This window comes from Candidatus Dependentiae bacterium (genome assembly GCA_016191325.1).
GTDB lineage: Bacteria > Babelota > Babeliae > Babelales > JACPOV01 > JACPOV01.
In genome coordinates this window covers 861414-887163 of the sequence record JACPOV010000008.1, presented here as the reverse complement: position 1 = coordinate 887163, position 25750 = coordinate 861414, and the positions used below count along the sequence as shown (strand labels likewise).

The 25750-nt window shown below is 38.6% G+C and carries 27 protein-coding genes; 18 read left to right on the top strand and 9 right to left on the bottom strand.

Annotated features, from left to right (window positions below):
- Window positions 1-264: 264 nt before the first annotated feature.
- The 13 genes from HYX58_04810 (at window position 265) to uvrB (ending at window position 10946) form a co-directional block, all read left to right on the top strand.
- Window positions 265-966, top strand: coding sequence for a hypothetical protein (locus HYX58_04810; protein MBI2775299.1), 702 nt, complete (start codon window positions 265-267; stop codon window positions 964-966).
- 4 nt (window positions 967-970) lie between these two features.
- A complete protein-coding gene (locus tag HYX58_04805; GenBank protein ID MBI2775298.1) occupies window positions 971-2173 on the top strand; it encodes a tyrosine--tRNA ligase in 1203 nt (400 codons plus the stop codon).
- 25 nt (window positions 2174-2198) lie between these two features.
- Window positions 2199-2471, top strand: coding sequence for a hypothetical protein (locus HYX58_04800; GenBank protein ID MBI2775297.1), 273 nt, complete (start codon window positions 2199-2201; stop codon window positions 2469-2471).
- A 36-nt stretch (window positions 2472-2507) separates the two neighbouring features.
- Complete coding sequence (locus HYX58_04795; protein MBI2775296.1) at window positions 2508-3152, top strand: hypothetical protein; 645 nt, start codon at window positions 2508-2510, stop codon at window positions 3150-3152.
- A gap of 127 nt (window positions 3153-3279) precedes the next feature.
- On the top strand, window positions 3280-3906 hold the full coding sequence (locus HYX58_04790; protein MBI2775295.1) for an ankyrin repeat domain-containing protein: 627 nt from the start codon (window positions 3280-3282) through the stop codon (window positions 3904-3906).
- Window positions 3907-3936: 30 nt separating this feature from the next.
- Complete coding sequence (locus tag HYX58_04785) at window positions 3937-4236, top strand: hypothetical protein (protein MBI2775294.1); 300 nt, start codon at window positions 3937-3939, stop codon at window positions 4234-4236.
- 112 nt (window positions 4237-4348) lie between these two features.
- Window positions 4349-5023, top strand: coding sequence for a hypothetical protein (locus HYX58_04780; GenBank protein MBI2775293.1), 675 nt, complete (start codon window positions 4349-4351; stop codon window positions 5021-5023).
- A 26-nt stretch (window positions 5024-5049) separates the two neighbouring features.
- The gene (locus tag HYX58_04775; protein ID MBI2775292.1) at window positions 5050-5724 is read left to right on the top strand and encodes a hypothetical protein; all 675 of its coding nucleotides are present in this window, start codon (window positions 5050-5052) and stop codon (window positions 5722-5724) included.
- Window positions 5725-5814: 90 nt separating this feature from the next.
- On the top strand, window positions 5815-6747 hold the full coding sequence (locus HYX58_04770; protein MBI2775291.1) for a hypothetical protein: 933 nt from the start codon (window positions 5815-5817) through the stop codon (window positions 6745-6747).
- Between the two features lie 63 nt (window positions 6748-6810).
- Window positions 6811-7359 carry a hypothetical protein gene (locus HYX58_04765; GenBank protein MBI2775290.1) on the top strand — a complete coding sequence of 183 codons (549 nt, stop codon included), beginning with the start codon at window positions 6811-6813 and terminating at the stop codon, window positions 7357-7359.
- 161 nt (window positions 7360-7520) lie between these two features.
- On the top strand, window positions 7521-8207 hold the full coding sequence (locus tag HYX58_04760) for a hypothetical protein (protein MBI2775289.1): 687 nt from the start codon (window positions 7521-7523) through the stop codon (window positions 8205-8207).
- Window positions 8208-8234: 27 nt separating this feature from the next.
- Entirely contained in the window at window positions 8235-8876 is a 642-nt protein-coding gene (locus HYX58_04755; GenBank protein ID MBI2775288.1) for an ammonium transporter, read from the top strand.
- Window positions 8877-8951: 75 nt separating this feature from the next.
- Entirely contained in the window at window positions 8952-10946 is a 1995-nt protein-coding gene (gene uvrB, locus HYX58_04750; GenBank protein MBI2775287.1) for an excinuclease ABC subunit UvrB, read from the top strand.
- Window positions 10947-10951: 5 nt separating this feature from the next.
- Here the strand turns inward: uvrB and HYX58_04745 are convergent, their stop codons facing one another.
- Window positions 10952-11218, bottom strand: coding sequence for a hypothetical protein (locus HYX58_04745; GenBank protein ID MBI2775286.1), 267 nt, complete (start codon window positions 11216-11218; stop codon window positions 10952-10954).
- Window positions 11219-11300: 82 nt separating this feature from the next.
- Here HYX58_04745 and HYX58_04740 point away from each other — a divergent pair, with 82 nt between their 5' ends.
- Window positions 11301-13382 carry a Zn-dependent oligopeptidase gene (locus HYX58_04740; protein ID MBI2775285.1) on the top strand — a complete coding sequence of 694 codons (2082 nt, stop codon included), beginning with the start codon at window positions 11301-11303 and terminating at the stop codon, window positions 13380-13382.
- Window positions 13383-13584: 202 nt separating this feature from the next.
- Window positions 13585-15669 carry a Zn-dependent oligopeptidase gene (locus tag HYX58_04735; protein MBI2775284.1) on the top strand — a complete coding sequence of 695 codons (2085 nt, stop codon included), beginning with the start codon at window positions 13585-13587 and terminating at the stop codon, window positions 15667-15669.
- 98 nt (window positions 15670-15767) lie between these two features.
- On the opposite strand, the gene HYX58_04730 is transcribed toward HYX58_04735, so the two are convergent.
- The 6 genes from HYX58_04730 to HYX58_04705 form a co-directional block, all read right to left on the bottom strand.
- On the bottom strand, window positions 15768-16241 hold the full coding sequence (locus tag HYX58_04730) for a hypothetical protein (protein MBI2775283.1): 474 nt from the start codon (window positions 16239-16241) through the stop codon (window positions 15768-15770).
- Window positions 16238-16633, bottom strand: coding sequence for a hypothetical protein (locus HYX58_04725; protein MBI2775282.1), 396 nt, complete (start codon window positions 16631-16633; stop codon window positions 16238-16240). Before HYX58_04725 ends, HYX58_04730 begins: the two co-directional genes overlap by 4 nt.
- Window positions 16634-16664: 31 nt before the next feature.
- Window positions 16665-17192 carry a hypothetical protein gene (locus tag HYX58_04720; protein MBI2775281.1) on the bottom strand — a complete coding sequence of 176 codons (528 nt, stop codon included), beginning with the start codon at window positions 17190-17192 and terminating at the stop codon, window positions 16665-16667.
- Window positions 17192-17689, bottom strand: coding sequence for a hypothetical protein (locus HYX58_04715; protein ID MBI2775280.1), 498 nt, complete (start codon window positions 17687-17689; stop codon window positions 17192-17194). Before HYX58_04715 ends, HYX58_04720 begins: the two co-directional genes overlap by 1 nt.
- Window positions 17690-17811: 122 nt before the next feature.
- Complete coding sequence (locus tag HYX58_04710) at window positions 17812-18528, bottom strand: hypothetical protein (GenBank protein ID MBI2775279.1); 717 nt, start codon at window positions 18526-18528, stop codon at window positions 17812-17814.
- An 8-nt stretch (window positions 18529-18536) separates the two neighbouring features.
- The gene (locus HYX58_04705) at window positions 18537-19115 is read right to left on the bottom strand and encodes a hypothetical protein (GenBank protein ID MBI2775278.1); all 579 of its coding nucleotides are present in this window, start codon (window positions 19113-19115) and stop codon (window positions 18537-18539) included.
- A 709-nt stretch (window positions 19116-19824) separates the two neighbouring features.
- On the opposite strand from HYX58_04705, the gene HYX58_04700 reads away from it, so the two are divergent.
- Together HYX58_04700 and HYX58_04695 are read left to right on the top strand one after the other, a co-directional pair.
- Window positions 19825-20418, top strand: coding sequence for a hypothetical protein (locus HYX58_04700; protein ID MBI2775277.1), 594 nt, complete (start codon window positions 19825-19827; stop codon window positions 20416-20418).
- Window positions 20402-23965 carry a mechanosensitive ion channel gene (locus tag HYX58_04695; GenBank protein MBI2775276.1) on the top strand — a complete coding sequence of 1188 codons (3564 nt, stop codon included), beginning with the start codon at window positions 20402-20404 and terminating at the stop codon, window positions 23963-23965. Before HYX58_04700 ends, HYX58_04695 begins: the two co-directional genes overlap by 17 nt.
- A gap of 151 nt (window positions 23966-24116) precedes the next feature.
- Here HYX58_04695 and HYX58_04690 read toward each other — a convergent pair whose 3' ends face one another.
- The gene (locus tag HYX58_04690) at window positions 24117-24326 is read right to left on the bottom strand and encodes a hypothetical protein (protein ID MBI2775275.1); all 210 of its coding nucleotides are present in this window, start codon (window positions 24324-24326) and stop codon (window positions 24117-24119) included.
- A 207-nt stretch (window positions 24327-24533) separates the two neighbouring features.
- Here HYX58_04690 and HYX58_04685 point away from each other — a divergent pair, with 207 nt between their 5' ends.
- Window positions 24534-25193, top strand: coding sequence for a fructose-6-phosphate aldolase (locus tag HYX58_04685; GenBank protein ID MBI2775274.1), 660 nt, complete (start codon window positions 24534-24536; stop codon window positions 25191-25193).
- A gap of 5 nt (window positions 25194-25198) precedes the next feature.
- Here HYX58_04685 and HYX58_04680 read toward each other — a convergent pair whose 3' ends face one another.
- On the bottom strand, window positions 25199-25750 hold the full coding sequence (locus HYX58_04680; protein ID MBI2775273.1) for a hypothetical protein: 552 nt from the start codon (window positions 25748-25750) through the stop codon (window positions 25199-25201).

The window sequence follows — 25750 nt, the reverse complement described above, 5'->3', positions numbered from 1 at the left end:
ACTCACCACGAGCGGCCTGGGTATATTCCCCCGGCGCTCGCCCTGATCCTTCGATACAAATGCTACCGCATTCACTCAGGATGAGCGGAGATGGACAGCGGTAAGCGAAGCCTGGGTGTATCCAGCCGTCGCATAAAGCTATGGCGGACAGGTCGAAGGGTGCGCAGATTAGGCTGTTCTTATTGCTGAACTTGTGAATTTGACCGATCTACCCATTTTTCCTAAACTGGAGAAAAATAGTCTTTATAAATCGAGTCCAATACTATGATTTCATTAAAAACTGCTGAAACAATTATTGCATTTGTTTCGTTTGCGTTTGCTTATATTGTGAGCACTACTACTTCTGGTTATGTTCAAGCGTGGGCCGCCCATAAAATGGGGGATGATACACCTGCTCAAGTTGGCTATTATTCTTGGGATCCATTCGTACACGTTGATCCTCTAGGCGCTCTTTTTTTTATGTATGCAGGTATTGGTTGGGTTCGTTTCATTCCGCTTAATCCGCATAACTTGCCAACAATATGGCGCCGAGCCGTAGTCTACTTGTCTCGTTCGGTCGCCTATTTTTTTGTTGCCCTTTCAGCACTGATTGTTCTTGTGCGCATCTGCGGTACCGAACTTGTTACCACCGCGATGAAAATGGCCCATTCTGGCTATCTTTCTCTTAATGCTCTTGCAGCGTGCGTGAGCGCAGATTCTTCTTGGATGCTCGCGCTAACACTTTTGCTTGTGGTGATGATCTATTTGAGTATTATCATGGGGGTATTAAGTTTAATACTCGATGGCTTTAGATTTGTTGCGGTAACTTTTTTTCCTGACAATGATCTATTTAAAGAGGGCGAACTTATGAGTATTATTATCCCTCTCTTTTTTATTATATTTTTTACCTATTCATTGCGCATGGTTGCTTTGAACGGAATTTCATATCTTGGTTTTTTTATATCATCATTTTTAGGAGCTTCGTAATTATATGAAGCAGGCGACGATCGATAATCAATTTGAACTTCTTGCAATGGGAACAGTGCAAATTGTTTCACCGGAAGATCTCAAAAAAAAATTAATGCGTGGTATTCCGCTTAAAATTAAATTGGGATGCGATCCAACAGCTCCCGATCTTCATTTGGGCCACGCGGTTGTGCTTTCAAAAATGAAACAGTTTCAAGAATTTGGGCACCAAGTTATTTTTTTAATTGGTGATTTTACCGCGCGTATTGGCGATCCGACAGGTAAATCAAAAACACGGCCACCACTTTCTGATGAAGAAATCGCGCATAATACGGCAACCTATTTTGCGCAAGTAGGAAAAATTTTGGATCCTGATAAAACGATCATTCGCTTTAACTCTGAATGGCTTGCAGAGCTTTCTATTAAAGATTTTGTAAAACTTTGCGCAAAATCGACCCTTGCTCGTTTAATCGAGCGTGAAGATTTTTCAAATCGTTTAAAAAGTCATGAGCCGATCGGTTTTCATGAATTGCTTTATCCACTAATGCAAGGTTATGATTCCGTTGCGCTAGAAGCTGATGTAGAACTTGGCGGTACCGACCAAACATTTAATTTGCTTATGGGCCGTTTTCTGCAAGAACATTATCGCCAAGAGCCACAAGTTATTATGACGACGCCGTTGCTTGAAGGGCTTGATGGCGTACAGAAAATGTCTAAATCTCTGGGCAATTATATTGGCCTCACTGAGCCTGCAGATAAAGCGTACGGAAAATTAATGTCGATTTCCGATAAATTAATGTGGCGCTATATGGAGCTTCTTCTTCATACGCCTGTCGCAACAATAAGCATGTGGCAAGAGCGCGTTGCCGGCGGCACAACTCATCCAATGGAATTAAAAAAACAAATGGCGCATGATGTTGTTTCCCGTTTTTGGTCTGCTGATGAAGCAAAAAAAGCGCAAGAACAATTCGAAGCACTTTTTCAGCAAAAAGATTATTCGCAAGCAACGCCAGTTTCATTGGCTGCAGATTTAGCAAATCCATTATGGATCGTCGATTTACTTAAAGCATTAAATGCGGTCGCTTCTTCATCAGAAGCTAGGCGTTTAATTGAAGCAGGGGCAGTGAAAATCAACGATGAAGCAATTACAGATTTTAAAGCACAGGTTGCTTGGAAATCTGGAATGAATATTAAAGTTGGAAAACACCGTATTTTCAAAATACAATAATCAAAATACATTTTAGGGGCGGCATATGTCTTCTTTGCAAAAATTGCGGACCGTTGGTCTTATTGTTATTGCTTTCGCAGCTTTTCAACTCACTTCCGCTCATGATGAAGGGCCAGTCAAAGCTGAAACGAATAGTTCGCTGATTGGCATTAGAATTATTCCTCAAAGAATTATCCAATTGCTTCAAACAGTTCAGAAGTTTTATATGGTGAAAGCTGAAACAAGGGAAGAGATTCCCCCTTTCCTAGAAAGACCGTTAATTAAATCTCTGGGCGTAAAGCTTGCTCCATCAAATTAACATCAGCAATATTAATTTTACGTTGAGGAATTTATCATGATAAAACAAACAGCGTTGGTTTTTTTATTTTTAGCATGTACGCATTCAATTTATGCTATTGAAACTATGTACGATGCAATCCAAAAGGGACAGATAGATAAAATTCGATCTGTTTTAAAAGACAAGTATCACTTTGATCCAGTTAATAAATTTTTTTTATGCGATCGGATTCTTGCCGAAAATGAACGCACTGTCGTTTCAATGATACGAGATTTAAAAAACAGTAACGAAGCGATAGAGAATGCCATTTATGATAAAGAGAATGGTATTGGAACTGGCTTGCAATCTGTAGCAACAGGAATTTTATTTACAGTAATAACTTATGGTGCGCTTACTCTTCCGATAGGAATGACGAAGTTCAATGATAAAATATCTGAGGAAGCAAGGGGCTTTCGCCATGTGCTTTTCGGAATAGGCGCTATAGCGACAGCTGTCGGTGGCCTTGGGATTATACATGGCGCTCAATTAATAAAAAATGCTGGGCCAGCAGATAATTTGAAAATTGCACAAAATGAAATAGCCGAGAACTCAAAAATATTTTTAAATCAATTCACTAATTACTGCGATGAGCATCGAATCAAATTACCTAGAGAAGTTCAAAAAGAACTTTGGGAATTTGAGGATTTTCTAAAAAAAGATTAATAGATCAACGTATATCAAGGGGCCTTAATGGCCCCTTTTTTTGTGCAAAAAAGAAATTTTTATCGCCATTAAAAATTTGTTATGATTGCACGCGTCCCGCAAAAAGAAGATTTAGAAGGAGTTGAGTATGAAGAAAATTATTATTTTAAGCTTGGTGAGCATTTCTGCGTTTGCATCTCAGATCGATTATTGGCGAACTGTTCCGTGCGAACAGTTAAAAAAACATTTACAGCATGAGTTTGAAAAACCATACGATACAAGCCGCGATTTTCCGGTACTCACGTTTGTGCAGTGCCCAGAATTACTCAAAATCATACTTCAAAAAATTATTGATAAGAATAATCCAATTCATATGGGAGTGTTAAAGCGAGCTTTGCGGCATGCGATCATGATAGATCAATTAGAGAGCGCCCGCTTGCTTTTAGAATTTGGCGTAAGTGCCGTTTCTCGTAGTGGCGATCCAATGAACTATGTGCGCTCTGAAGAAATGGTAGATCTACTGATAGAGTTTGGCGGCCATGTTAATCGAACTGAAGATTATTCAACGCCACTTTATTGGGCGCTCGATGGCCGGTTTTTAAGCGCGGTAAAAGGCCTTTTGCATCATGGTGCTGATAAAAGCGCTGTATCTCGGAAATTAAAAGCTATCTCTCTCAATCAATGGCTAGATCAAGAAGAACTCAAAGCGCAAACTACACGCGATGATGAATATTTGAATTTTATTTTGCATGTTCGCGCAATAGCTTCTTTATAAGATTTCTTTAAATAAAAATGAAGGACGAAAATGATAAGAAAAGCGCTGTTAATTACTTTTTTTGTACAAGCCTCGATATATGCCAACCCAGTTAAGCCGACATCAAATGATCCGGATATCGATGTGCTTGAGATGGTGGCTGATGCTCATACAATTATTAAAAATTCCTATGGGCCTGAGGCATTGCCGATTAATCCGAACCTGGAAGGGACATTGTGGGGATTAGGGAAAGTATTCGCTTGCTTAAAAGCTGGCCGCGCTGATGTACCGACTTTTTACAAAATGGGATGCCCCGATATTATTAAATCCGCCAAACAAACGGAAAAATAGTACCGAACGCATAAGAAATCGAAGCTGGACGATATAAAATATGTCCCGTGTTGGTATTTTCAGATTGACAATAATTAATGTTCTGCTAGAGTAAAAATGAATGGAGGTTATCATGAAAAAACTCATGATTTTTTTTGCTTTAATAAATTTTGCACTTCAGGCATTATCTGCCGATTTGAATTCCATTAAAAATGCCATTGATTCGTACGATATAGATACGTTTAATGAATCATTAGCAGATTACGGAATATATAATTCCAGCCATTGGGAATTTCCTTATGAAAATTTCATTAAATGTGATGGCATAAAAGATTCTCTTAATGATGATAAGGTAGCGAAATATGCACAAGATTTTCTTACCCTAAAACGGTACGCTCAAGAAAAGCATGCAGATATTAAAATAGAACTCTTAAAACCAAAACTTCTGGGTTCCAAGAGTTACTTAGCAATCGGATGTTTAGGGCTTAGCGCATTTCAATTCAAGGGCTTTTTTGAATCAGCCCAATCTTTTTTTCTAAATAGACAAATTTCAAGTTTGGGTATTGGTACGGTGTGTTTATTAACCGGATTTGCATTGATGGATTATGGATGGCTTCTTTATAGCCGTGATCAACATTCCATTAAGCAGCATTTTTCCCGCTTAGAAAAGCAACGGAAAAATCTAGGATATTTTATTACCCAAATGAATGTGGCGGGAAGAAATTTAAAATCATGCGTGCATGGTATTAATGCAAACTATTCTCTTGCTGTGCCTGATAAAGTTGCCGAGTTACTGAATGAATTCTAATGAAACAAATTTAATGGATGGTTATTATGAATAAAAAAATAATAATGGCGCTCCTTGCTGCGTTTGTTGGTACAGGTCAATTTTGTACCGCTATGCAATTTGCGCGTAGTTTTAAAACTAACGTCACAACGCAAGCACCTCGTTACAAAGGGCAATGGCATATTATTGCGGGAAACGATCAAAAATTTGAAAACGTTTTGCATAAAAATTATGCGTTTGATGGTAACAAAATAAATATTGATACGTTAGGCATAATAACCCCTGATAAGAAAATTGATCAGGTGCAGTTCAAAAAAATTAAAAACGACCTCAATAGTTTCGCACATTCAGCACTTTTAGTGTCGCGTCCTTCTATTTCGTATCCTTATGATTTTTTAAGAGGAGCATTGAAAACATCAGTGTTTCTTGGTGGAATAGCTGTTTGCAGTACGATGGCAGGATTTAATGGGCTCTTTCCAGGAACTGAAACGTTACTTGTGCTAGCGACGATTGGTGGCGTTGGCAGTGCAATGGGAAGAAATTTATTACCGGTATTGCGCTGGAAGCCATGCTATCAAGCAGCTCAAAAAGCTGCGCAGGAATTAAACAATGAGGTTTTGCAACATACTAAGTACACCGAAAAATTAACGCTGCCAACTGATCAAGCACTCCATACTAGTGGTGTAGCGGCATCAATGATTTCTGCTGAAAAGTTAGACTAATTGAAATTATCTTGAGCGAGAGCTTTTGATTAAGATGATATCTTAATGTAGAATGGTTTGATCAATAGAGTAATTAACAAAGGTTATACAATGAATATTCGTTTGTTTTTGATTTTTTCTGTCTTATTTAAAATAATAACTATCGATGCGATGGAGACCCCAAATGCCGGTAAAGATTACGAACAAAAAATAGTAATTGTCTTTCCGGCACCCAATTCTGAGTATTCAGATTATAGGGGAACTCAAAAGTATAATTCTCTGAGCGAAGACAAGAAGAAAATTATTGATTCAATTATCGAATGTGATTCTCAAAAGACCGCATATAATATTGCTTATGATTTGGCGGCTCCCAATGAAGTACATAGCAAGCCAGTGATCCAGAATTATATGAAAGAAGAAGTTACACAGTCGATCAAACACAATGGATGGTCGGTCCTATTTAATTGGTTTTTTGGTGGTTCAAATACAGTGAAAATTGAGCAAGAAAACAAATCAACGCACATCCTTCATACAGATCAATATACGGCGGATGTTAAGCACTACATGATGCAACTTATTGAGAGAGGTAATAACGCGCGAGCTATGCAAGAGGATTTATACAATAAAAAATATCCGGCACTTGTTCATTTTGCCAAAACTAAAAATATTGGTATCAAAGAAAAAATTGAAAAAGATCTTATTTATAAAGATTTAGAACACACAGCAGAGCTCCAGAAAGAAGATGCTAAGGAAGAATATCGAGCTGAAGCGAAAGAAGGATCTGAGGGGTTGAGTAAGTGGAATCGTCGTTACGCAGCTGCTGCGATTGGAAGTGCTGCTACTGGTTTGATTTCGTGTGCTGTTCTAAATAGTCCTCATCCATCACCTGAAGCTAAAATTATTTCGCTTGGAGCAGCCGCTGGAGGCCTGTATGGATTATGGTGGAGCGGTAATTATTTTACTCATCGAAAATATTATGAGAAGCGTAAAATTGGTGCTGAGCATAATTACGAAATGCTTCGTGGACTCAATAGTCTGGATTAATTTCTACCTATGATGGTAGTTAGGAGCCATGCTGCAAACAAAAAAGTTTTAAAAGGAATTTTTATGAATAAGAAATTAATTATGCTTTCATTGTTCATTGCAATGCCGCTGATGGCGGAGCAATCGCAAGAATCACTATGGAAAAAGTTTACGCCAACATTTATTGCGTCATTTAAAAAAGCGGTTATGAATCCATTTGCAGGATTTAAAGCTGCAGCAAATAAAAATAACCAGCTGAGTTTTTCTAAAATGAGTGAATATATTAAACAACGCAATCCATTTATTGCAGGGCTCGCAAAATATGCGCCAGCAGTTAAAGCTGAAACTGACGATGCGCGTGGTAAAAGGCTAACAATTGCGATGCGCAATGCGGCGCTTAATCATCAATTGTATAATGCTATTCAAGAAGATGATGTTTATGCATTTGAACGAAAACTTGAAGATGGCGCTGATCTGAGCAAAGCGAGTGATTATTTAATGAATGAGCAGAGAGAATGCTCAGCATTTAATCGCTATTGGTTTAAAAAATCCCATTGCAATGCTCTTGAGCAAATGGATAAAGTACTTATCCGGTTTGTAAATGAAGATTTAGAAAAAACTGATCATAGATAGTGGCGTTTATTCAAGAAAATTTAAGGGAAGCCGCGAGCTTCCCTTTTTTATTATGATGTCAAAAGCAAATCGTATAAAATAGTTCTCTAATTCTTGGATTTAGTGCATATTTTTAATTCACTAGGCGGGACAATATTTTCTATCCTATTAAGAGGATTTACATGACAAAAAAATTACTTCTCAAATTATTTTTCTTCAATGCACTGTGCGCTCAATCAATTGGTGCCAATCCTTTCTTTTCTAATACGCCATTAGATGGATTAAAAAATAGTGTGTCCGATTATAATAGTGAAAAATTTAGAGATGTTCTTAAGAATTCCTATCAATTCCATTTTGTTAATAATGCTATGAGTTTTGATGTGGACACTGCGTTGTTAAAAAAGTGTGAACACAAAACTATTGATACATCAAGACTCTATGAAATAATTCACGATTTTCAGGCATTAAAAAATGCAATAAAAGAAACAAAAGAAAAAACCCGAATGGAATACGCTCTAAAGGGGGGTGCGTCTGCGGCGATTGGCATGACTCTGGCAGCAGTATCTCTTTTTTTTGCACAACATACCTATAGAATGTGGGAAAGAGTGCAATTCAAGAATGAGCAAGAAGTAGCTGCCGCTGTTATAGCTCTACCCGCAACGGCTTGCGTGCCGGCCCTTTACTATGCATACACAACCGGCCAATTGGGTAAAGCATGGAATTATGAAGAAAATCGCACTAAACTTGCTGCGATTGAACAAGATATCCAAAAAATTGCAAAGATTATTCATGATCGGACTCAGAGTTTTGCCGATGATGATACAAAAAAAGTATTAAAAAGCTTTGTAGAAGAAATGAGTTCGAAGTAAAAATAAATATTATTTAGGGATTTTACTATGCATAAAAATATAAGCATCAAAATATTGTTGATTGGGTCGTTTTTAATACAGCCAGTTGCGGCGAAAATGGATTTATTTTCTCGTGCGCCAGTTGAGCAAATAAAAGATGCAATTTCAAATTATGATAGAGAAAAAATAAAAAATGATCTTCATGAGCATTATCATTTAAATGAGCAATCAAAAATAGATAACGAAAAATTGTACAAAATAATGCATGATTTTCGCGCAATGAAAAAAAAGGCACAGGAGACCCAGGAAAAAACTAGATTGGGTTATTTGTGTAAGGGTGCAAGTGCATCAACGGTTGGGATTATCTCCGGAATCCCCGCAACCTTTGTGGGAATTACAATGGTTACTAATCTCAGTGCGATCGATGGTCTTCGCGGATTCTCTATATTAATGGGGTTGATAGGCAGTTTCGGAACGATTTCTTATGCTGGATGTTCTTACGGTAAAAATCAGTTAGATAAAATGTGGCATTTTGACGCAAATGCTGAAAAAATTAAGCAAATCCAGGATGATCTTCAAATTGCTGTAAAAGCAGTAAAAGAACAGGCAGAAAACTATGCGGATGAGGATATGAAGGAGGCACTAAAAAACTTTGTACTCGAAATGAGTGCTTCGCCGTCACAAAGCTAATAGTTGCCATTTTTTATAATAATTCGTGCTTGCCATGCGATTTTCAAAAGTCGCTAATTATGCTATTCTATAAGCATGAAGAGCCCATTTAAACTACACTCACCATTCAAGCCCGCTGGTAGCCAGCCGGAGGCGATTAAGAAGTTGATCGCAGCCCGCCAAGGCGAAAAAAGTGACGTTCCCGCTCGTTCGACCCTTATTGGGGTGACCGGCTCGGGTAAAACGTTTACTATTGCAAACGTTATTGCAAACCAGAATAAGCCGGTGCTCGTGCTTGCGCCAAATAAAACGTTGGCGGCACAGCTTTATGAGGAGTTTTCGGTCTTTTTCCCAGAAAATAAAGTTTGTTATTTTGTCAGCTATTACGATTATTATCAACCAGAATCGTATTTGCCTGCGCAAGATATTTATATTGCCAAAGAGACGAAGGTAAACAGTGAAATCGAACGTTTGCGCGTAGAGGCGGCAGCTTCGCTTGTGAACCGTAACGATACGATCGTTATTGCGTCCGTTTCATGTATTTATTCTCTTGGTAATCCTTCAGATTATCGTAATTTAGGATTTGCCATTAAAGTTGGCCAAACGATGAAACGCCAAGATCTTATTCATCAGTTGCTGTTTATTCAATACCGACGCAATGAGATGGATAAAAGCTCAGGCACTTTCCAAGTTTATGGCGATACGATCGAAGTTAATCTGCCTTATCAAAAAGAAAAATTACGTATTGAACTTTGGGGCGATACCATTGAATCGATGGTGTGGGTTGATAAGCATAATAATAATGTGCTTATGAAACTGGATAATACTATTATTTTCCCCGCGAAGCACTTCGTCACGACTCAAGAGAAAAAAGATGCAGCGGTTCTCAGTATTCAAGCAGAGCTTGATGAATGGGCGCCAAAAATCAAAAATCCGGTATATCAAGAGCGAATAAAGCAACGCGTTTCTCATGATATTGAAATGATTGAAGAACTTGGCTATTGCTCCGGCATTGAAAACTATTCGAGCCATTTTGATGGGCGTGTTCGTGGTGAAAAGCCCTACTGCCTCTTAGATTTCTTTCCAAAAGATTTTTTACTGATTGTTGATGAGTCGCATGTGGCTATTCCGCAATTGCGCGGCATGTATGCTGGCGACAAATCAAGAAAACAAGCGCTTATCGATTTTGGATTCCGTTTACCATCAGCATCTGATAACCGCCCACTAAAATTTGAAGAAATTGAGGGCTATTTTAACGATGCGATTTTTGTTTCCGCTACGCCCGGTGATTATGAACTATCGCATTCGAGTGCGATAGTTGAACAACTTATTCGCCCGACCGGTTTACTTGATCCGGTAGTTGAAATTCATCCACGCCAAGATCAGATGAAGCATTTAATTGAGAACATTAAAAAAACCAAAGAAAATGGCTTTCGTTCACTTGTTATGGTGATGACCAAGAAATTGGCAGAGCAGCTGGCCACCTATCTAGAAGAACAACAAATAAAAGTTTGTTATCTACACAGCGAACTTAAAACGCCTCAGCGAAGCGAGCTCCTGCAAAAACTTCGTTTAGGGATTTTTGATTGTTTAGTTGGCGTGAATCTCTTGCGCGAAGGTATCGATTTGCCTGAGGTTGCGCTTGTCGCGATTATGGATGCCGATATTGAAAGTTTCTTGCGCGATAAACGTTCATTGATTCAAATAATGGGCCGCGCTGCGCGAAATACTGAATCAAAAGTAGTTCTTTATGCAGATAAAATTACCGAATCTATGAAAAGAGCGCTTGATGAAGCAAAACGTCGCCGCACTTTGCAAGAAGCATATAATAAAGAACATAATATTACGCCAAAAACGGTTAAGCGTGATGTGGTAAAAAGTATCACCAATATTCAAGCAGCAATCGCGGCAGCCTCTAAAGGCAAAAAGAAAAAAGACGCTGCACAAATGAATGAAAAAGAATTATTAACGCGCGTTGTTGAGCTTGAAACGCTTATGCAAGCAGCTGCTGAAGAATTCGATTTTGAAAAAGCTATTGAATTGCGCGAAGAGTACATTCAATTAAAAGCTAAACTTTCAGAAGTAAAATAAATTACTCATCCCTTCTTTATAGATTTCTTGTTTTTTACTCGTTCTTCAGCTTCCGCTATTAATGCTGGGGCTGTTTTTTGTATTTCTGGTACGGTTGGGAGTTTGTTTAGTTGGGCAGCTATCGCTTTTTTTTCGTCATTGTTTAGGCGCGCAAATCTAGCGAGAATCTGATCTGCCGATTCAGAATTTTGATTAGTGGAATTGCTCCCCATCCCATATATTAAATGCGATTGTATAGTTATCAAAACGATTAAAAGGTATAACCTTTTCATAGCAGCCTTTCTTGTTATTTATAGATTATTTTTTTAGGCTGATTCATCGTTGCTATAGATTTAATTTAACATGCGAGAGCTTATGAATAAAATAGTTTTGAGTGCCGTTGGTATTGCGGCAATTATTGGAACCGCTGTTTATGCTAAGCGTGTATTTTCTAAAACCGTTGATTATACGAGTTTTAGTGCAGACGATATCCCGTCTATTTTTCCGCAAACAGTTGTTGCTTTGGATGAGATGGCAGCTCAGGCAATACAAAATGCGCGCGAAGCAATTGCATCAATTTTGGCAATTCCCGAAAATGAACGCAGCTTCGAAAATACAATCAAAGCGCTTGATCGCGCATCTCGCTATCATTTTTCAATACCAATGAATATCATGTATGTGGTTAAGTCGACCTACGCCGATGCGGCAATGCGTGAAGCGTCGCAAAAACAACTTCTTGAAATGGCAAACATTTCTTTGGATTTATTTGAACAGAATGTGGATCTCTATCGCGCCTGCAAAGCATATTATGATGGTGCTGCCAAATCTGAAAATCTGACAAAAGAAGAGCGCTATCTTCTTGACGAATTAATGAAAAGTTTTAAGCGAACAGGGCTTGATAAATCTGAAGCTATTCGCAATCAGATAAAGACGCTTAATAAAGAACTTACAGCTCTTGAACTTGAGTTTGATAAATATATAAATGAAGATAATCGCTTTATTGAAGTTTCGCGCGAAGAACTTGCGGGATTGGATGAGAGGTTTATTGAGGGGCTTGAGAAAACTGAGCAGGGTAATTATAAACTCACTGTCGATTATCCAATCTATTTTCCTGTCATGGATCATTGCACCGTTGCATTAACAAGAAAAAAAATGTGGCGTGAATTTGTAAACCGTGCGCATCCTAAAAATAACGGTGTACTTGAAACAATAATGCGCAAACGGCATGAACTTGCCAATCTGCTTGGCTATGAAAATTATGCAGCGTACAATATTGATAATGAAATGGCGCAAACGCCGGAACGCGTTGAGCGTTTCTTGAACGATGTGGTGCAGCGTGCGCATCAAAAAGAACACGCAGAATTTCAATTGCTGTGTTCAGATTTGCCCTCGTCAGTTACGCTAAGTAGTAACCAGAAATTTTACCCATGGGATCGTGCACATTGCCTCGCAACGTTTGAGAAAAAACATTTCAAGCTTGATAAGCGAGAAATTGCCAACTATTTTCCAATGGCCGAAACACTCAAGGGATTGCTCGATATTTATCGCGCGTTCCTGGGCGTAGAATTCAAAGAATTGCCTGCTGAAGGATTTTGGAGTAAAGATGTACAGCTTATCCAAGTATCTTCAAGAGAAAACGGCGGAATACTTGGGTACTTAGTTTTAGATTTGTATCCACGAGCCAATAAGTATTCTCATGCTTGCGAAATAACGATTGTTCCAGCACTCAAAAAAAATGATGGTCAGCAACCTGCGCTTGCTGTTGTTCTCGCAAATTTTCCTAAGCCATCTAAAGATCAGCCTTCGTTATTGGATCATGGAGATGTTCAAACCTTCTTCCATGAGTTTGGCCACGCTATTCACGAAATAGTTGGATCAACTAACTTTGCTTCAACTGCGGGCACCAATGTGAAACGAGATTTTGTTGAGCTACCATCTCAAATGCTTGAAGAATGGCTTTGGGATAAAGATATTTTAAAACAACTGAGCAAACATTATCAAACGGGTGAGTCTCTCCCCGATGAACTCATTGATACGCTTATTGCACAGAAAAATTTTGCGAGCGGCCATCATGTTCAGCGGCAAATCTATCTTGCTAATATTTCGCTCCATTTTTATAAAGCGGGCGCGAACATAAATATTAAGGGATTAATGAAATCGCTTTCAGAATCAATACGAAAAAATATTGAGTTTGATAGCGAGGATAACTTTTGCAGTGCATTTGGGCATTTAACTGGTTACGGTGCGCGCTATTATGGTTATATGTGGTCTAAAGTTTTTGCGCTCGATATGTTTGATCATATTAAAGAACGCGGACTTTTAAATCCTGAAGTTGGAAAACGGTACGTTCAATGCGTGATCGGCAAAGGCGGCAGCGAAGATCCAAATGAATTATTGCGGGATTTTCTTGGCCGTGAGCCAAACAGCGATGCATTTTTTAAAGACCTTGGGCTTTGATGATTCAAGAAATTTAAAGCGGTGCTAGAGCGACCGTGTCCGCCATGGTTCGATACATTTTGCTCTTAGGATTCGCAAAACACTCACCACGAGCGGTTCGGATAGATTTTCGAGCCCAAGATCCGCTCGCCCTGAGTGATTTCGAGAGTAGTGAGAAATTGTATCGAAGGGTGCGGCATCTTATAATCATAAAGGATAGATAATGAAGAAAATAATTTTAAGTGCGATGTTAGTAGCAATTGCTGCAGGTGGCTTATACCTATTTGTAAAGCATCCAGATGTGCGCGCTATCGATTATCCGAATTTTACCGTTGAAGATATTCCAAATATTTTTCCCAAAACTCCATCTGAGTTAAGAAACTTAATGGATAATGCGATGGCGCAGATAAAAAAAGATATTGCAGCAATTCTTGCAATTCCTGATAACGAACGGACGTGGGCGAATACTATTTATGCATCAGAACAAGCTGGATATTTTTTTGGAATACCTGCGCGTATTGCAAGCGTTATAAAATCTACCTATAGCGACGATAAAATGCGCGATACGGCGCGAGAAAAGTTACTAGAAATGAGTAACCTCTCGGTAGATTTACTTAGCCAGAATGTGGAACTTTATAAGGCGGTAAAAGCGTATTACGAAGGAAATGCGAAAAAGGAAAATCTCACCAAAGATCAGCAGTATGTTCTTGATGAATCGATGAAAGAATATAAGCGTTCTGGCATTGATAAACCGGAAGAAATACGCGAACAAGTAAAAAAACTCAATAAAGAGCTTGCCGAGATTGGGTTAGCATTCAGCCAAAATATCGATGGTTCTGAGCGTTCAATCGAAGTAACGCGTGAAGAGCTTGCCGGGCTTGACGATCGCTTTATTGAAGGACTTGAAAAAACAGGTGACAACAACTATAAACTGACAACCGCTTATCCTATTTATTTTCCTATTATGGAAAATTCTACTCTAGCAGCTACGCGAGAAAAATTGTGGAGAGAGTTTGCTAATCGCGCCTATCCAGAAAATATGAAAGTTCTGGAAAAATTAATTGAAAAACGTGATGAACTTGCAAGGCTTCTTGGTTATTCAAATTACGCAGCTCTCAATATTGATGGCGAAATGGCGCAGACCCCTGAGCGCGCGCAAGCATTTTTAGATGATCTTCTCAAGCGTGCGCAGGCAAAAGAGGATAAAGAATTTAAACAACTTATTACCGATCTGCCTGAATCGGTAAAATTGAGCCCAAGCAATAAATTTTATGCATGGGATCGCACTCATGCGCAAACGATGTATGAAAAAAAACATTTTAAAATTGATCAACGAGAAATAGCTGAGTATTTTCCGTTAGAAAGCACCATTAAAGGGCTGCTTGATATTTATCGAGCATTTTTGGGAGTAGAATTCAAAGAATTGCCCGCAGGCAGTTATTGGGATCCTGAAATTAAGCTCGTTGAAGTTTCTTCAAAAGAAACTGGGGCTATCTTGGGATATTTACTTTTGGATCTTCATCCGCGTTTTAATAAATATTGCCATGCTTGCCAAATGACCGTTATACCAGGATTTATTAATTCAGAAGGGCGGCGACAAACGGCGCTAGCGCTTGTAATTTCTAATTTTCCTAAAGCAACAGCAACCGAGCCATCGCTTTTGGAGCTTGATGATGTACGCACTTTCTTTCACGAATTTGGGCACGCGTTGCATACAATTCTAGGCGCAACTAAATTGCCATCAACATCTGGCACCAACGTAAAAACCGATTTTGTAGAAATGCCTTCTCAAATGCTAGAAGAATGGCTTTGGGATCCTGCTATCTTAAAACAATTAAGCAAGCATTATAAAACTGGCGCACCACTGCCAGATGAACTTATCAAGACGCTTGTTGAGCAAAAGAATTTTGCATCAGGAACCGCAATGATGCGCCAAATTTACATAGCAAATCTTGCGCTGAAACTTTTTAGTTCTGGCGCGCATCCAGATATTGAGAATTTAACTAAAACTCTTTTTCAAAAGATGCGTAAATATGGGCAATATTCTCCCGATGATCATTTTGTTGCTTCGTTTGGCCATTTAACTGGATACGGAGCAAGTTATTACAGTTATTTATGGTCTAAAGTATTTGCGCTCGATTTATTTAATTACATAAAAGAACGTGGATTGCTCAATGGGGAAGTTGGGAAACGATACGTTGATAAAGTTTTGGGCAAAGGGGGCAGCGAAGATCCTAATGATTTGCTGAAAGATTTCCTCGGCAGAGAACCGAACAGCAACGCCTTCTTTAAAGATCTCGGATTATAATACGATGCCGCTCAATTAATATAATCATGCAAACAAAACAAAAAAGAGCACGCTTTAAAAAGCGTGCTCTTTTACTTAGATAAATGGAGGTTAATTTTTTAAGGAACTAAACGTACCTCAACAATTTTTCCTTGTCCTCCTGGACGTAAGTTTGCGGACACGTATTCAGGATTTTGATAGTGAGCAATAGGATCACCAATGGGCGTTCCAGTTTTGCGGCGCAATACGAGATGAGAATCGTTCTTTGCTTCATCAGTGAAATGTTCATCAATTTTTTTCAGTACTTTCATTCTAGATTCTTCATCTGCAGAATTTAAGGTTACGGTTGCTAAAACAACTTGAGGTGCATGGCCATAAATATTCCAGTGGTAGGTCGCGATTTTTTCTCCGCGAGTTGCCTTTTCTTTTTCTGCTTGCTCAAGCGGTATGTTTCTTTTACAAATTGAAACAGGGTAATGCTCCGATAGTTTTGTAAAAAAAGTATCGAAATCGTTAAAATAATCGGTATCGTATTTTGCATTCAACGCTAAAATGCTTGAACAAAGTATTAATAAAGTAATAATTTTCTTCATCTTCCCTGCGCTTGGCCAGGTATTCCGACCGGCCTTTCTTGGTTAATAAGATAAATCGTCGCATATTCTGAACTTCCAGCAGTACTTATATAACCAGGATTTTTATATTTATCTAGAACCGTTGAGCCGGCAGGAGGATTTCCTCTTGTTGTAAGCCCGAGAACGCCAGGGTATTTTGGCAGCAAAGATCTATACGCACGGTGCAATAAGCGTAAGTCGTGCCCGTACCTAAAATTGTAATCTAATACTTCTGCTTGGGCACGGCCAGCTTCAGAATCTGCGGCTTGAAGTGGAACGCCGGCACCCACCATTGCAGATAGTTTAGTACGATAAGATATTATCGCGAGCAAAGATGCGGCCGCGAATAAAGTGACGAGTGCAATGCGCTTCATACTATCCCCTTTTTTTATCCCCTCTAAAACTTTATTTTCGCGGCGGTATGCCGGGAATTTGACCAATCGGTGCTGTGGTTTTTTTCGCTACCGGTACAAAATAGATACGCGCAGTTTTGCCATCAGAAGTAAGTACGCTACCTACCAAGTGGCTGTCTTTGGGTTGGGTATCTACAACTGATCCGGTGCTCATTTGAACGCCATTTATTTTTTGTAATTTTTCGTAAACTTCTTTAGTAAGTGCGGCGCTTGATGGATTGCCATAGACAATTACTTGAGGCAGTGAATTATTCACAAGGGTGTTAATATTTTTATTGAGTCGACCGTTGTTATAGCTCGGTTTATCGTATTGTGCTATCCACGTATAATGCGATTTAGCTTTGTTATATTCATCTTTTGTTTTGATCAATTTTACGTTTTGAATCGATGAAACGGTGTTCTCAATTTCTTTCAGTACTTCATTTCTCGTAATGAGGGGTTCCACCATTGCGCTTATAGAAATATTGAGTCCAGAAAGAACTAAAACTATCGTTATCAATTGGAGTATTTTTGTATTCATTATTTACTCCATTGCAAATAATATTTATTTTTTTGATAGGGCGATATGAACCAACCAATAGTTTCTGCAGAAGGATCTTCATGTTTAACTATTTTAAAATGAACGCCATCTTGGAGCTCTTTAAGTTTTCCCCAAATAGTTTGAAATGCGACTTGCGCTCGAGCCAGTTCATCTCTTGTTATTTGGCCTCCACCATTCCAGCTTAATTCTTGAAATTTATATTGATTGCCAGTAGTTCCTATTTGCATACTTTCAGGCGTTGCTATTTGCGCGAGGATCTCTCCTTGCTGCGTATTTTTAAATGATAGGGAGTAGCGGCCGGGAAATTCAGCTTGCGCTGATGCAAAAAGATTATTTATTGCAGCAATCAAATTGCTTCTTTTTTTTGCGAGTACTTTTTGTGCTATAGATTGTTCTGCGGGTATGCCGACAGGTTTAAATAATGCGTGCATTGAAAGTGGCGTAAGCACTAGAAGTAAGAGAGCTATTTTCTTCATACCATTTCCCCTAGAGAAAGAGGGATTCACTTGCTTGCAAACAGAAGGGCTATCGTTTATGACCTCCCGTCCTAGAGTGCTTGCATTTGAATCCCTTATTTTTCAGTTAACCAAGCTACTTATTAAAAGTTGCCAGAGCGTTGGTTATTAATTATTTCTCGTTTTGTTACATCTGCATCAAGCGCTTCTTTAGTTGCGCCTTTGTTAAGTTCTTCTAATTCTTGCTCAGTTATCGGACCTTTGTATGCTTGTGTAGGTCTAGATGCTCTTTTTGCCTTGATCAAGCCAATGAGCTTACCGTTATTTGCTTTTTCGCTTGGCGCATACTCAACAGATACCATATTTAGAGAGCTTCCCGCTTTGCCTTTTTTCGAAATCGCGAGATTTTTGAACGATGCAAATTCGGTGCCTAGTTGTTGAGTTCCTTCAGACTTACGTATGTTTACGAAGTTTGAGTTGTCTTTTTTAAGTTTCGCAAAGAAATCAGAAATTTGAGCTAATATTTCATGTTCATCGCTGCCTGGCAATGCAGATCTTCCTTGTTTAAAGCCAACTTCAACTGTTTGTAATTGAGCACCGGCTGCAGCTGTGTTAGCGTTATATTTTGGGTTTTCATACGTAGCTATAACGTTTTGAACTGGAGCAGTTCCCGCGCTGCGATGAATAATGATCGTATTTGGATGTTCTGCTTTTAGACCTTTAAAGAACGTATCAGCACGATTCAAGAAATACGTCTTGTTTCGTGTAATAATTACGTTTGTTTTTGCTGGCGCTGCGTCAACTAACGCTGTACCAATAATTGCGCCAAAAAGCGCAAGTGCTAATAATTGTTTCTTCATTGTTTCTCCTACTTATAATTAATATTAATTGCATGTGGAATATAATAAACTTCTACATTACGAGTAATATACGGTGCATCTTGCTCAGCCGCAGTTTTTCGTAAGCCTCCAAGTTTTCCATAAATGTTGTATGCGGGGCTTTCATACGTAGCCACTTTGTATTGCGCATACGCGGTTGGATTTTTGTAGATATCGAGCAATTTTGCTGAAATATTTGCTTTATTGATATCAAAGCCAGACCATCCTGGAAGCGTTGAATAATCAAATTTTTTCAGATAAATACCATGATCTTCAGATCCTAATTTGCTGAAGAAATTGTCTATATAGGTAAGTACTTCATTGTAGTTAGGATTGAGACCGGTATAGCGAATGTCGCCGCTGCCAGCTTGAGTGAAAAACTGAGCAGGTCGCGCAACTTCTCCAATGCCGCCCACCGAGTTGAGTGGTTTAACTCTTACGAGTGAGCCAAATTTTGCTGGTAATTGTTCGGTAAAGAACGCCTTTACGGTATCGTCTAACGTAATATCTTTTGCCATTATTGGCATCGCTATTAAAAACGCCACAATTAACATGACAAATTTCTTCATGTCAATCTCCCTTTTTTATCAAAACTTTATAATTATAGGCATAATACAATTTAATATTACAATTAATAATAATTACAAAGCAATCATTTCCCGAATTAGTTTCTATTTGAAAACTGTCCTGGGCGGGCTGTTTTTATAGTGGAACGCGAGAATGTGTCATAAAAAGTGGTTAATCTGCGGGTTTGTTACTTTTTTGCGCATCCCTCGATACAAACGCAAAGCGTTCACTCGGGACGAGCGCAATTAAGCAGGCGCTTCCCCTTCGTTTATAATTTCTCAGGGTATGACTGGAAGCATATATATTGAAAGAAGAACTATTAAACCGGCGCTCGTCCCGAGTGATTTCGAATGAAATGAGAAATTGTATCGAGGGATGCGCAATCTTATTGGTAATTTTTCTCAGTAGCGACAATTGATGACGCTGAAAAAAATTTATTCTATAAAAGAGTTTTTTTATCATTTTTGCGTAGTAATGGTATGATGAAAAATTTTGAATTATGGCGCTTCTATTAAAAACGACTCAATTGCGATGATATATTTCTTAATAAAAATCTGATTGTTTTTTTAATCATCCATAAGATGTGGATTATCTTTAATAATATTACAACTAAAAATAATTGACGATTGATAAGTTTTACTATTTTTTGCTAGCCATGAATTAACGCCTTAGATAAACTAGGAGGCGTGCAATTACAAGTAAGGCAAATAAATGGAAAAGCACCGTGGAATTATCCTTAAGGCGCATCTGCCAAATGTGCACAAGTGTGTTATCTTTGATCGATTAATTGGCAAATTTGATGGTACTGCTCCAAAAGGGTTGCAGAATTTGGCGCCAGGTTTTTTGATAAGTTATTATCGAACAGCTTACGGCCCTCTTTACAAACTGGAAGATATTGAATTAGTTGCAGTTCCTGCGTGCATGTCTCACGAAACAATCTATTTTTTGCATCACGTACTGGAGCTTTGTTATTACTTCATGCCACACGAATCGGGTAATGAATCCCTTTTTTACTTGCTGGAATTTTTATTGCATGGTGCCGATTATATAACGTATTCTTGGTTTAAAAAAATATTTTTATTAAGATTTTTTATCAGTGTTGGAATGTATCCTGAGGACGAAATGTTGCATACTGAACGCATTCAGGAGTTGATAAACGGGCCCATCATACTCCAAGACCATATGCTTGATCCCCATACTAATCAAGCATTAACCGAATGGTTGCGTGATTGTGTAGCGCTGCATCCTCAGAAACATCTTTTTAAAACTTTAGCCATAGGAAGTAAATATGCGCTTTTGGAATAATCAAAAAGGACGAGACGGAGCGATTCGAGCTCTGTTGATAATGTTGACGAGTGTTTCAATAATTAATGCTAGCTTACTGGATTCGCCGGCTGGAAAATTTTTCAGTGCAGGCCGCGATGAACAGGAGCAACTTCTTGAGCATGTAAAGGGAGAAGATAAGAAGTGGAAGCCTGCAAATCAAGAGCAGCAAAAAAAAATAGCGAACCAGCTAGAGCTGACCGATCGAGCTTTGGTAGAGGTAAAAAACGCTCAACGAACCGCACAAGGTAGAGATGCCGATTTCTTTAATAAAAAGATTTCATCGCTCAATGAAATTCATCAAGCTCTTTTTAACATGCAGCTTGTACGTAAAGAAATTACGGCCGATCTAGAATCTCATATTAAAGCGCTGGAAGAGCATAAGAAGGATCCAGCTTTTAAGTCTTTAATTATTGAGCCGCGTGCATTTTATAATTTTGATGCGCTGCGCAGTGCAAATCAAAAAGTGGTGTATCAGGAAGATGCGGTTGCTCAACTTGCTACGCAGAAAACCGATGCGCTCGTAGAGCTTGATAATCGCAAAAAGAAAGCGGCGCTTGCGCAAAAAGAATACCAAGAAAAGAAACGAGCTCAAGAAGATTTCGGCAGTAAGACCGTTACTCTTTTCAAAGAGTTTAATTTTGCTCAGCGAGGCGAGCTGCTGGATTTAACTGAGCGTTTTGCAAATTATGAAAAGCAGGTAGCAGATCTCAAAGTTATTGAGATGGTGCGCAAAATTTCTCTCATTAATACAAAAATTTTTCTGGAAAATGAAAAATTAAAAATATTAAAAGAGAACCTTAATAAAATAAAAGGCGCATTTCGTGTTTCCGATACGGAAGTAATTGCTGCTCGGGAAAAAATTGAAAAAAGCAAAACCGATGCACTTGAAGCAAAAGATAAGCTGTATCAAGAAATTAAATCGCTCACTGCAGAGCGAGAACGGTTAAAAAGAGAACTTGATTTGCTGAGTCGTCGTTATGCGGTGAGTGAACGAGATATTGCTTCCTGGAGTATTACGAATAAAACACCAGAGGGATATAGCGCGATTACTGAAATCGGTTCCAAAAACGCGCAAATTCAGCTTCTTGATAGGAAAATAGAATATTTGCATGCGCAGATCGATCTTGAAGATGCAAATTTTAAGCGTCAAGAAATTGGTTCCGCTATTCTTTCAATGTGGCAACAAGTAACTCAGCGCCGCTTCAAATCAAGCGACGAGATTGGAGCCTTTGTTAAGCGCTTTAAAGAACAAAGCGCTGAAACGCAGAGGGAATTAGGGTTGCTGAGCGATAAGCGAAATGCTACAACGAATCTATTGAATCTGCAGAACAAGGAAGCTGCAAATCTCAAAGCATTTATTCAAGAAGTACAAAATGAGCAAGATCTCGTTTTTAAGCGGTATCCAACTCGCTATACCGCTATTATTGAACGCCTTGCCGATTCGGAAAAAGTAATTGCTGAGCAGATTGAAAATACGAGCAGATTGATTGAGGTTGAATCAAATCTTATTGCAACGCTTGATGAAACAAATAAAGAACTAAACTTTGTATTAGGTGAGTTGGAAGCCAAAAGTATTTGGCAACGATCCGAATATGCAATTTCTTGGCGCGGGCTAACTAATTTCTTTCCCGATTTGAACGTTTTTTTCAAAGATGTTCAGCAATTGGCACAAAATGCTATGAGTAAAGTTGGCTGGAAATCGTTTTTGGCCTCATTTACCGATTTATTGCAGCGCCCACTTTTAGTACTGATGCTCATTGCCTGCGGATTTTTACTCGTACTTCTTTATAATTATTTGCGCCGTTTGATTGCAATAATTCGCGCGTGGCTTTTAGCTGCAACGCCGATTCATAAAATTGTTTTTTATTTAGCACGCATTTCTGGGATGATTCTTTTTTGCATAGAAAAGCATTTTCTGCCACTTTTTATCTGGTCGATATTTTTTGTCGCATTCTCCCAGGATTTTATTACCGATCTTTTTTTGAAGGTGATTTTTTATTTAGTTTCTATCCCATTCTTTTTGTATGTTGCAACACGTTCAGTTCGTTTTATTATTGGGTTAAATCGCACGCAAAACTATCCGCTCTTTGGTAAATCTTTTGAGCCGCGCTTTGCGTCGGTCGCCTATATCTTTTCGTATGTTTCGATTGTTGTACTTTTATTTCGTGAAGCGTTTATCGCGGCAACCATCCATAAATCTGAACTCCCAACAATTCTTTTGGCAACCTATTCTCTCTTTTTGCGCATTTTAGTGATTTTTGCAATTGGCAGAAAAGAGGTAGTAACATTTATTTCTCGCCAAGGAACTATTGGTGCCTGGATCTCTAAATATATAAATACGTATTATTATTTATTGCTTGCGGCGATCGTAGGGATCATGATTATCAGTGATCCGTATGTTGGTGGTTATGGCAATTTGATCTCCTATATTTTATGGGGCGCGATTGGAACGGTTGTACTTGCAAAACTTGTGATGATTGCAAATCTTTATATTAGACGCTTTTTATCTGCTGCTTATTTTGCAGCGGATGATGAATCGACCCACGAACGTTTTGCGTATGCAAAAACGCTGTACGGCCTTTCTGTCATTGCGCTTTTTATTGTAACGCTTTGTTTTGCAGTAGTAGTTGCGACGCGCATTTGGATGATTCCATTTTCATGGAACGATGTTTCTCAAGCGCTTAATTTTCAACTTTTTGATACTGGCGTTGATAAAACAACAGGGCAACTGATCTATTTCACGCCGCTTAAATTGTTCGTGGTGCTTTCATTTATCGCCGGCGGCTTTATACTCGCTCTTCTTATTAATAGATTTGTACTCAAATTAATTTTTGATTTACTGCCCGTTGATCTGGGAGTGCAAAATACGGTTACGAGTATTTTGCGCTATCTAATAATTGTTATAGCGATTTATTTTGGCTTTCAATGGGGCGGGCTTGGAACGCTTCTTCTAGCAATCGGTGTGGTAATAGGTTCGATTGGTTACATTGTTAAAGAACCAATTGGCGACTTTATTTCGTATTTCATTATTTTAGTGCAGCGTCCAATTCAAGTGGGCGATTATATTATGATCGATACCGATTACGAAGGCGTTGTGCGAAAAATTACACCACGCTCAATTATTTTACGCCGACGCGATAGCTACACCATCATTGTTCCTAATTCTATGATTTTAAGTAGGCCAATTAATAATTGGAACTATGCGCGCAATTTCATTGGGTTTGATGATATCGATTTTACGGTACCGTTCGATACCGATCCGGTAAAAGTTAAATCGCTGATTCTGCAGGTTTTGGAAAATAATCCGGATGTGCTCAAAAGCCCGCGACCGGTAGTCCGCTTGAACGATTTTGATGAGAACGGTTTTAGATTCAAAGTACGCGGATTTGTTAGCGACGTGAACATTATGCGTAAATGGGATATCGCAAGCGATGTTCGATTGGGGCTGACGAAACTGTTTAGAGAGCACAATATTAAAATTGCGGTGCCAACGCGCGTTATTATTACAAAACAAGAAACGAATTAATTAAATTCCTGCTGCTTGTACTCAAGTGAAAGGTACAAGCAGCAGATTGGTTGAGCGTCTCGATTATTTCTACTTTGCCAATGATGCAGGTCTTTTGAAAAACGAGGAAATCTATTGGCTAGCGAGCGTTTACTAGGGCCGCTGTGATCGCTTATCTTTTTTTCAATAATTTTTTTAAGCGATCAGGTAATTCTAATTTTATTGCGCCGATTACAAGCATTGCAAACGCGCAAATGATAAGAATTGCATTGAACCAAGCGGTGAAAATATTGAGAGTATAGAGTAAAAGTACGACGCCGAGGGTAAATAAAATAATACCTTGCGTAGTGTTATCCAGTTTGCTGAATTGTAATTGTGCCATTGAAGTTGTCTCCTTTTTTTTGACAAATAATGATCTATAAATGTTACCATAAACAAGGCACTTGAAGCTCTGCAAGAATTTTTAATCCCTACACATGACTTTTCAGTCACGATTGCTGGAAATTAAGAGATCTAGCTATCTTGACCTCAATAATAATCTGGGGCGATACTGTTGGTAAATTGGTTTATGAATAGGAAAAGAAAGTATATGAAGATATTTCTCGATACTGCCGATATAGGATTAATTCGCCAATGGGCAACAACTGGCCTTATTGATGGCGTTACCACTAATCCATCGCATTTATCAAAAGCGGGTGGCAACCCGAAGGAAACGGTGAATGAAATTTGTGCAGTGCTTCCTGCTGGCGAAATTTCGGTGGAAATAACCGAAAAAGAACCGAAAAAAGTATATGAACAAGCCCATCAAATCGCAAAATTGCACAAAAATATTCTTGTGAAAGTACCGTGCCACAAAGATTATTATGCGGTCATAAAAAAATTAGTTGAAGATAGACTGCGTGTGAACGTTACGCTTGTTTTCACTCTGGAGCAAGCACTTTTTATGTGCAAACTCGGCGTTACGTATATTTCGCCGTTTATCGGCAGATGGGATGATATTGATGTAAAAGGTAGCGATCTTCTTTTTGAAATTCGCGAAATGCTTGATTGCTATGATTATCAAACCGGTTTACTTGCAGCGTCACTTCGTTCAGTGCTTCATCTTCACGAAGCAATTGCTGCCGGATCTGATGCGGCCACGTTGCCTGTTGCAGTACTTGAACAAGCGAGCAACCATTTACTTACCGATCGCGGCATTCAATTGTTTGATGCTGATTGGCAAAAACTAAATATAGATAGATTTCCATAGATGAGCTACTTAGAAGTTTTGGGATGTGATTGAACTATTCGTGCGCACATCCAGCCGGCAAAAAAACTCAATAATGGAACAGTATAAAAAACAGGTTTTACTTGTGCGGTATGCTTTATAATCTTTCCTAGACCGATTTTATTCTCAGAAAAGGGATTTTCGGCACCTTGAATGGTGTGCTCAAAAGTGAGATTATTTTGTATGCAAAACAAAAAAGGGAATTTATATTTTTTGAAGATAATTGTTGATTCAATTGTTTCGCCACTCTTTTTTTTATTTAACTCGTGTGTTTCAATTTGATGTTTAATCATGCTTGAAAAGATCGGGCAATATGGTTGTAAATAATCTTTTAATGAATCTTCTTTTTCCAAAATAAAAGGGGTTCTTTTTTCATGAATTATTTTTTTTGAAGCTTGATGCAAATAGCACCATTGCACTCCTACTAAAGTGATCGCACCGATTCCAACTGCAGCATAAAGATTTTTTTGATCAAACGAATCAATAGCATTTTGAGAAAATAATAATAGTAATACTAGGATGCGAGAAGAATAATTCAT

Bases quoted from the DNA above. Each gene is read 5' to 3' on its own strand.
- HYX58_04765 (MBI2775290.1), top strand. From the start codon at position 6,811: ATGAATAAGAAATTAATTATGCTTTCATTGTTCATTGCAATGCCGCTG.
- HYX58_04705 (MBI2775278.1), bottom strand. From the start codon at position 19,115: ATGAAGAAATTTGTCATGTTAATTGTGGCGTTTTTAATAGCGATGCCA.
- HYX58_04745 (MBI2775286.1), bottom strand. From the start codon at position 11,218: ATGAAAAGGTTATACCTTTTAATCGTTTTGATAACTATACAATCGCAT.
- HYX58_04800 (MBI2775297.1), top strand. From the start codon at position 2,199: ATGTCTTCTTTGCAAAAATTGCGGACCGTTGGTCTTATTGTTATTGCT.
- uvrB (MBI2775287.1), top strand. From the start codon at position 8,952: ATGAAGAGCCCATTTAAACTACACTCACCATTCAAGCCCGCTGGTAGC.
- HYX58_04760 (MBI2775289.1), top strand. From the start codon at position 7,521: ATGACAAAAAAATTACTTCTCAAATTATTTTTCTTCAATGCACTGTGC.
- HYX58_04795 (MBI2775296.1), top strand. From the start codon at position 2,508: ATGATAAAACAAACAGCGTTGGTTTTTTTATTTTTAGCATGTACGCAT.
- HYX58_04720 (MBI2775281.1), bottom strand. From the start codon at position 17,192: ATGAATACAAAAATACTCCAATTGATAACGATAGTTTTAGTTCTTTCT.
- HYX58_04790 (MBI2775295.1), top strand. From the start codon at position 3,280: ATGAAGAAAATTATTATTTTAAGCTTGGTGAGCATTTCTGCGTTTGCA.
- HYX58_04695 (MBI2775276.1), top strand. From the start codon at position 20,402: ATGCGCTTTTGGAATAATCAAAAAGGACGAGACGGAGCGATTCGAGCT.
- HYX58_04700 (MBI2775277.1), top strand. From the start codon at position 19,825: ATGGAAAAGCACCGTGGAATTATCCTTAAGGCGCATCTGCCAAATGTG.
- HYX58_04690 (MBI2775275.1), bottom strand. From the start codon at position 24,326: ATGGCACAATTACAATTCAGCAAACTGGATAACACTACGCAAGGTATT.
- HYX58_04740 (MBI2775285.1), top strand. From the start codon at position 11,301: ATGAATAAAATAGTTTTGAGTGCCGTTGGTATTGCGGCAATTATTGGA.
- HYX58_04730 (MBI2775283.1), bottom strand. From the start codon at position 16,241: ATGAAGAAAATTATTACTTTATTAATACTTTGTTCAAGCATTTTAGCG.
- HYX58_04805 (MBI2775298.1), top strand. From the start codon at position 971: ATGAAGCAGGCGACGATCGATAATCAATTTGAACTTCTTGCAATGGGA.
- HYX58_04810 (MBI2775299.1), top strand. From the start codon at position 265: ATGATTTCATTAAAAACTGCTGAAACAATTATTGCATTTGTTTCGTTT.
- HYX58_04775 (MBI2775292.1), top strand. From the start codon at position 5,050: ATGAATAAAAAAATAATAATGGCGCTCCTTGCTGCGTTTGTTGGTACA.
- HYX58_04715 (MBI2775280.1), bottom strand. From the start codon at position 17,689: ATGAAGAAAATAGCTCTCTTACTTCTAGTGCTTACGCCACTTTCAATG.
- HYX58_04780 (MBI2775293.1), top strand. From the start codon at position 4,349: ATGAAAAAACTCATGATTTTTTTTGCTTTAATAAATTTTGCACTTCAG.
- HYX58_04680 (MBI2775273.1), bottom strand. From the start codon at position 25,750: ATGAATTATTCTTCTCGCATCCTAGTATTACTATTATTATTTTCTCAA.
- HYX58_04770 (MBI2775291.1), top strand. From the start codon at position 5,815: ATGAATATTCGTTTGTTTTTGATTTTTTCTGTCTTATTTAAAATAATA.
- HYX58_04710 (MBI2775279.1), bottom strand. From the start codon at position 18,528: ATGAAGAAACAATTATTAGCACTTGCGCTTTTTGGCGCAATTATTGGT.
- HYX58_04785 (MBI2775294.1), top strand. From the start codon at position 3,937: ATGATAAGAAAAGCGCTGTTAATTACTTTTTTTGTACAAGCCTCGATA.
- HYX58_04725 (MBI2775282.1), bottom strand. From the start codon at position 16,633: ATGAAGCGCATTGCACTCGTCACTTTATTCGCGGCCGCATCTTTGCTC.
- HYX58_04755 (MBI2775288.1), top strand. From the start codon at position 8,235: ATGCATAAAAATATAAGCATCAAAATATTGTTGATTGGGTCGTTTTTA.
- HYX58_04735 (MBI2775284.1), top strand. From the start codon at position 13,585: ATGAAGAAAATAATTTTAAGTGCGATGTTAGTAGCAATTGCTGCAGGT.
- HYX58_04685 (MBI2775274.1), top strand. From the start codon at position 24,534: ATGAAGATATTTCTCGATACTGCCGATATAGGATTAATTCGCCAATGG.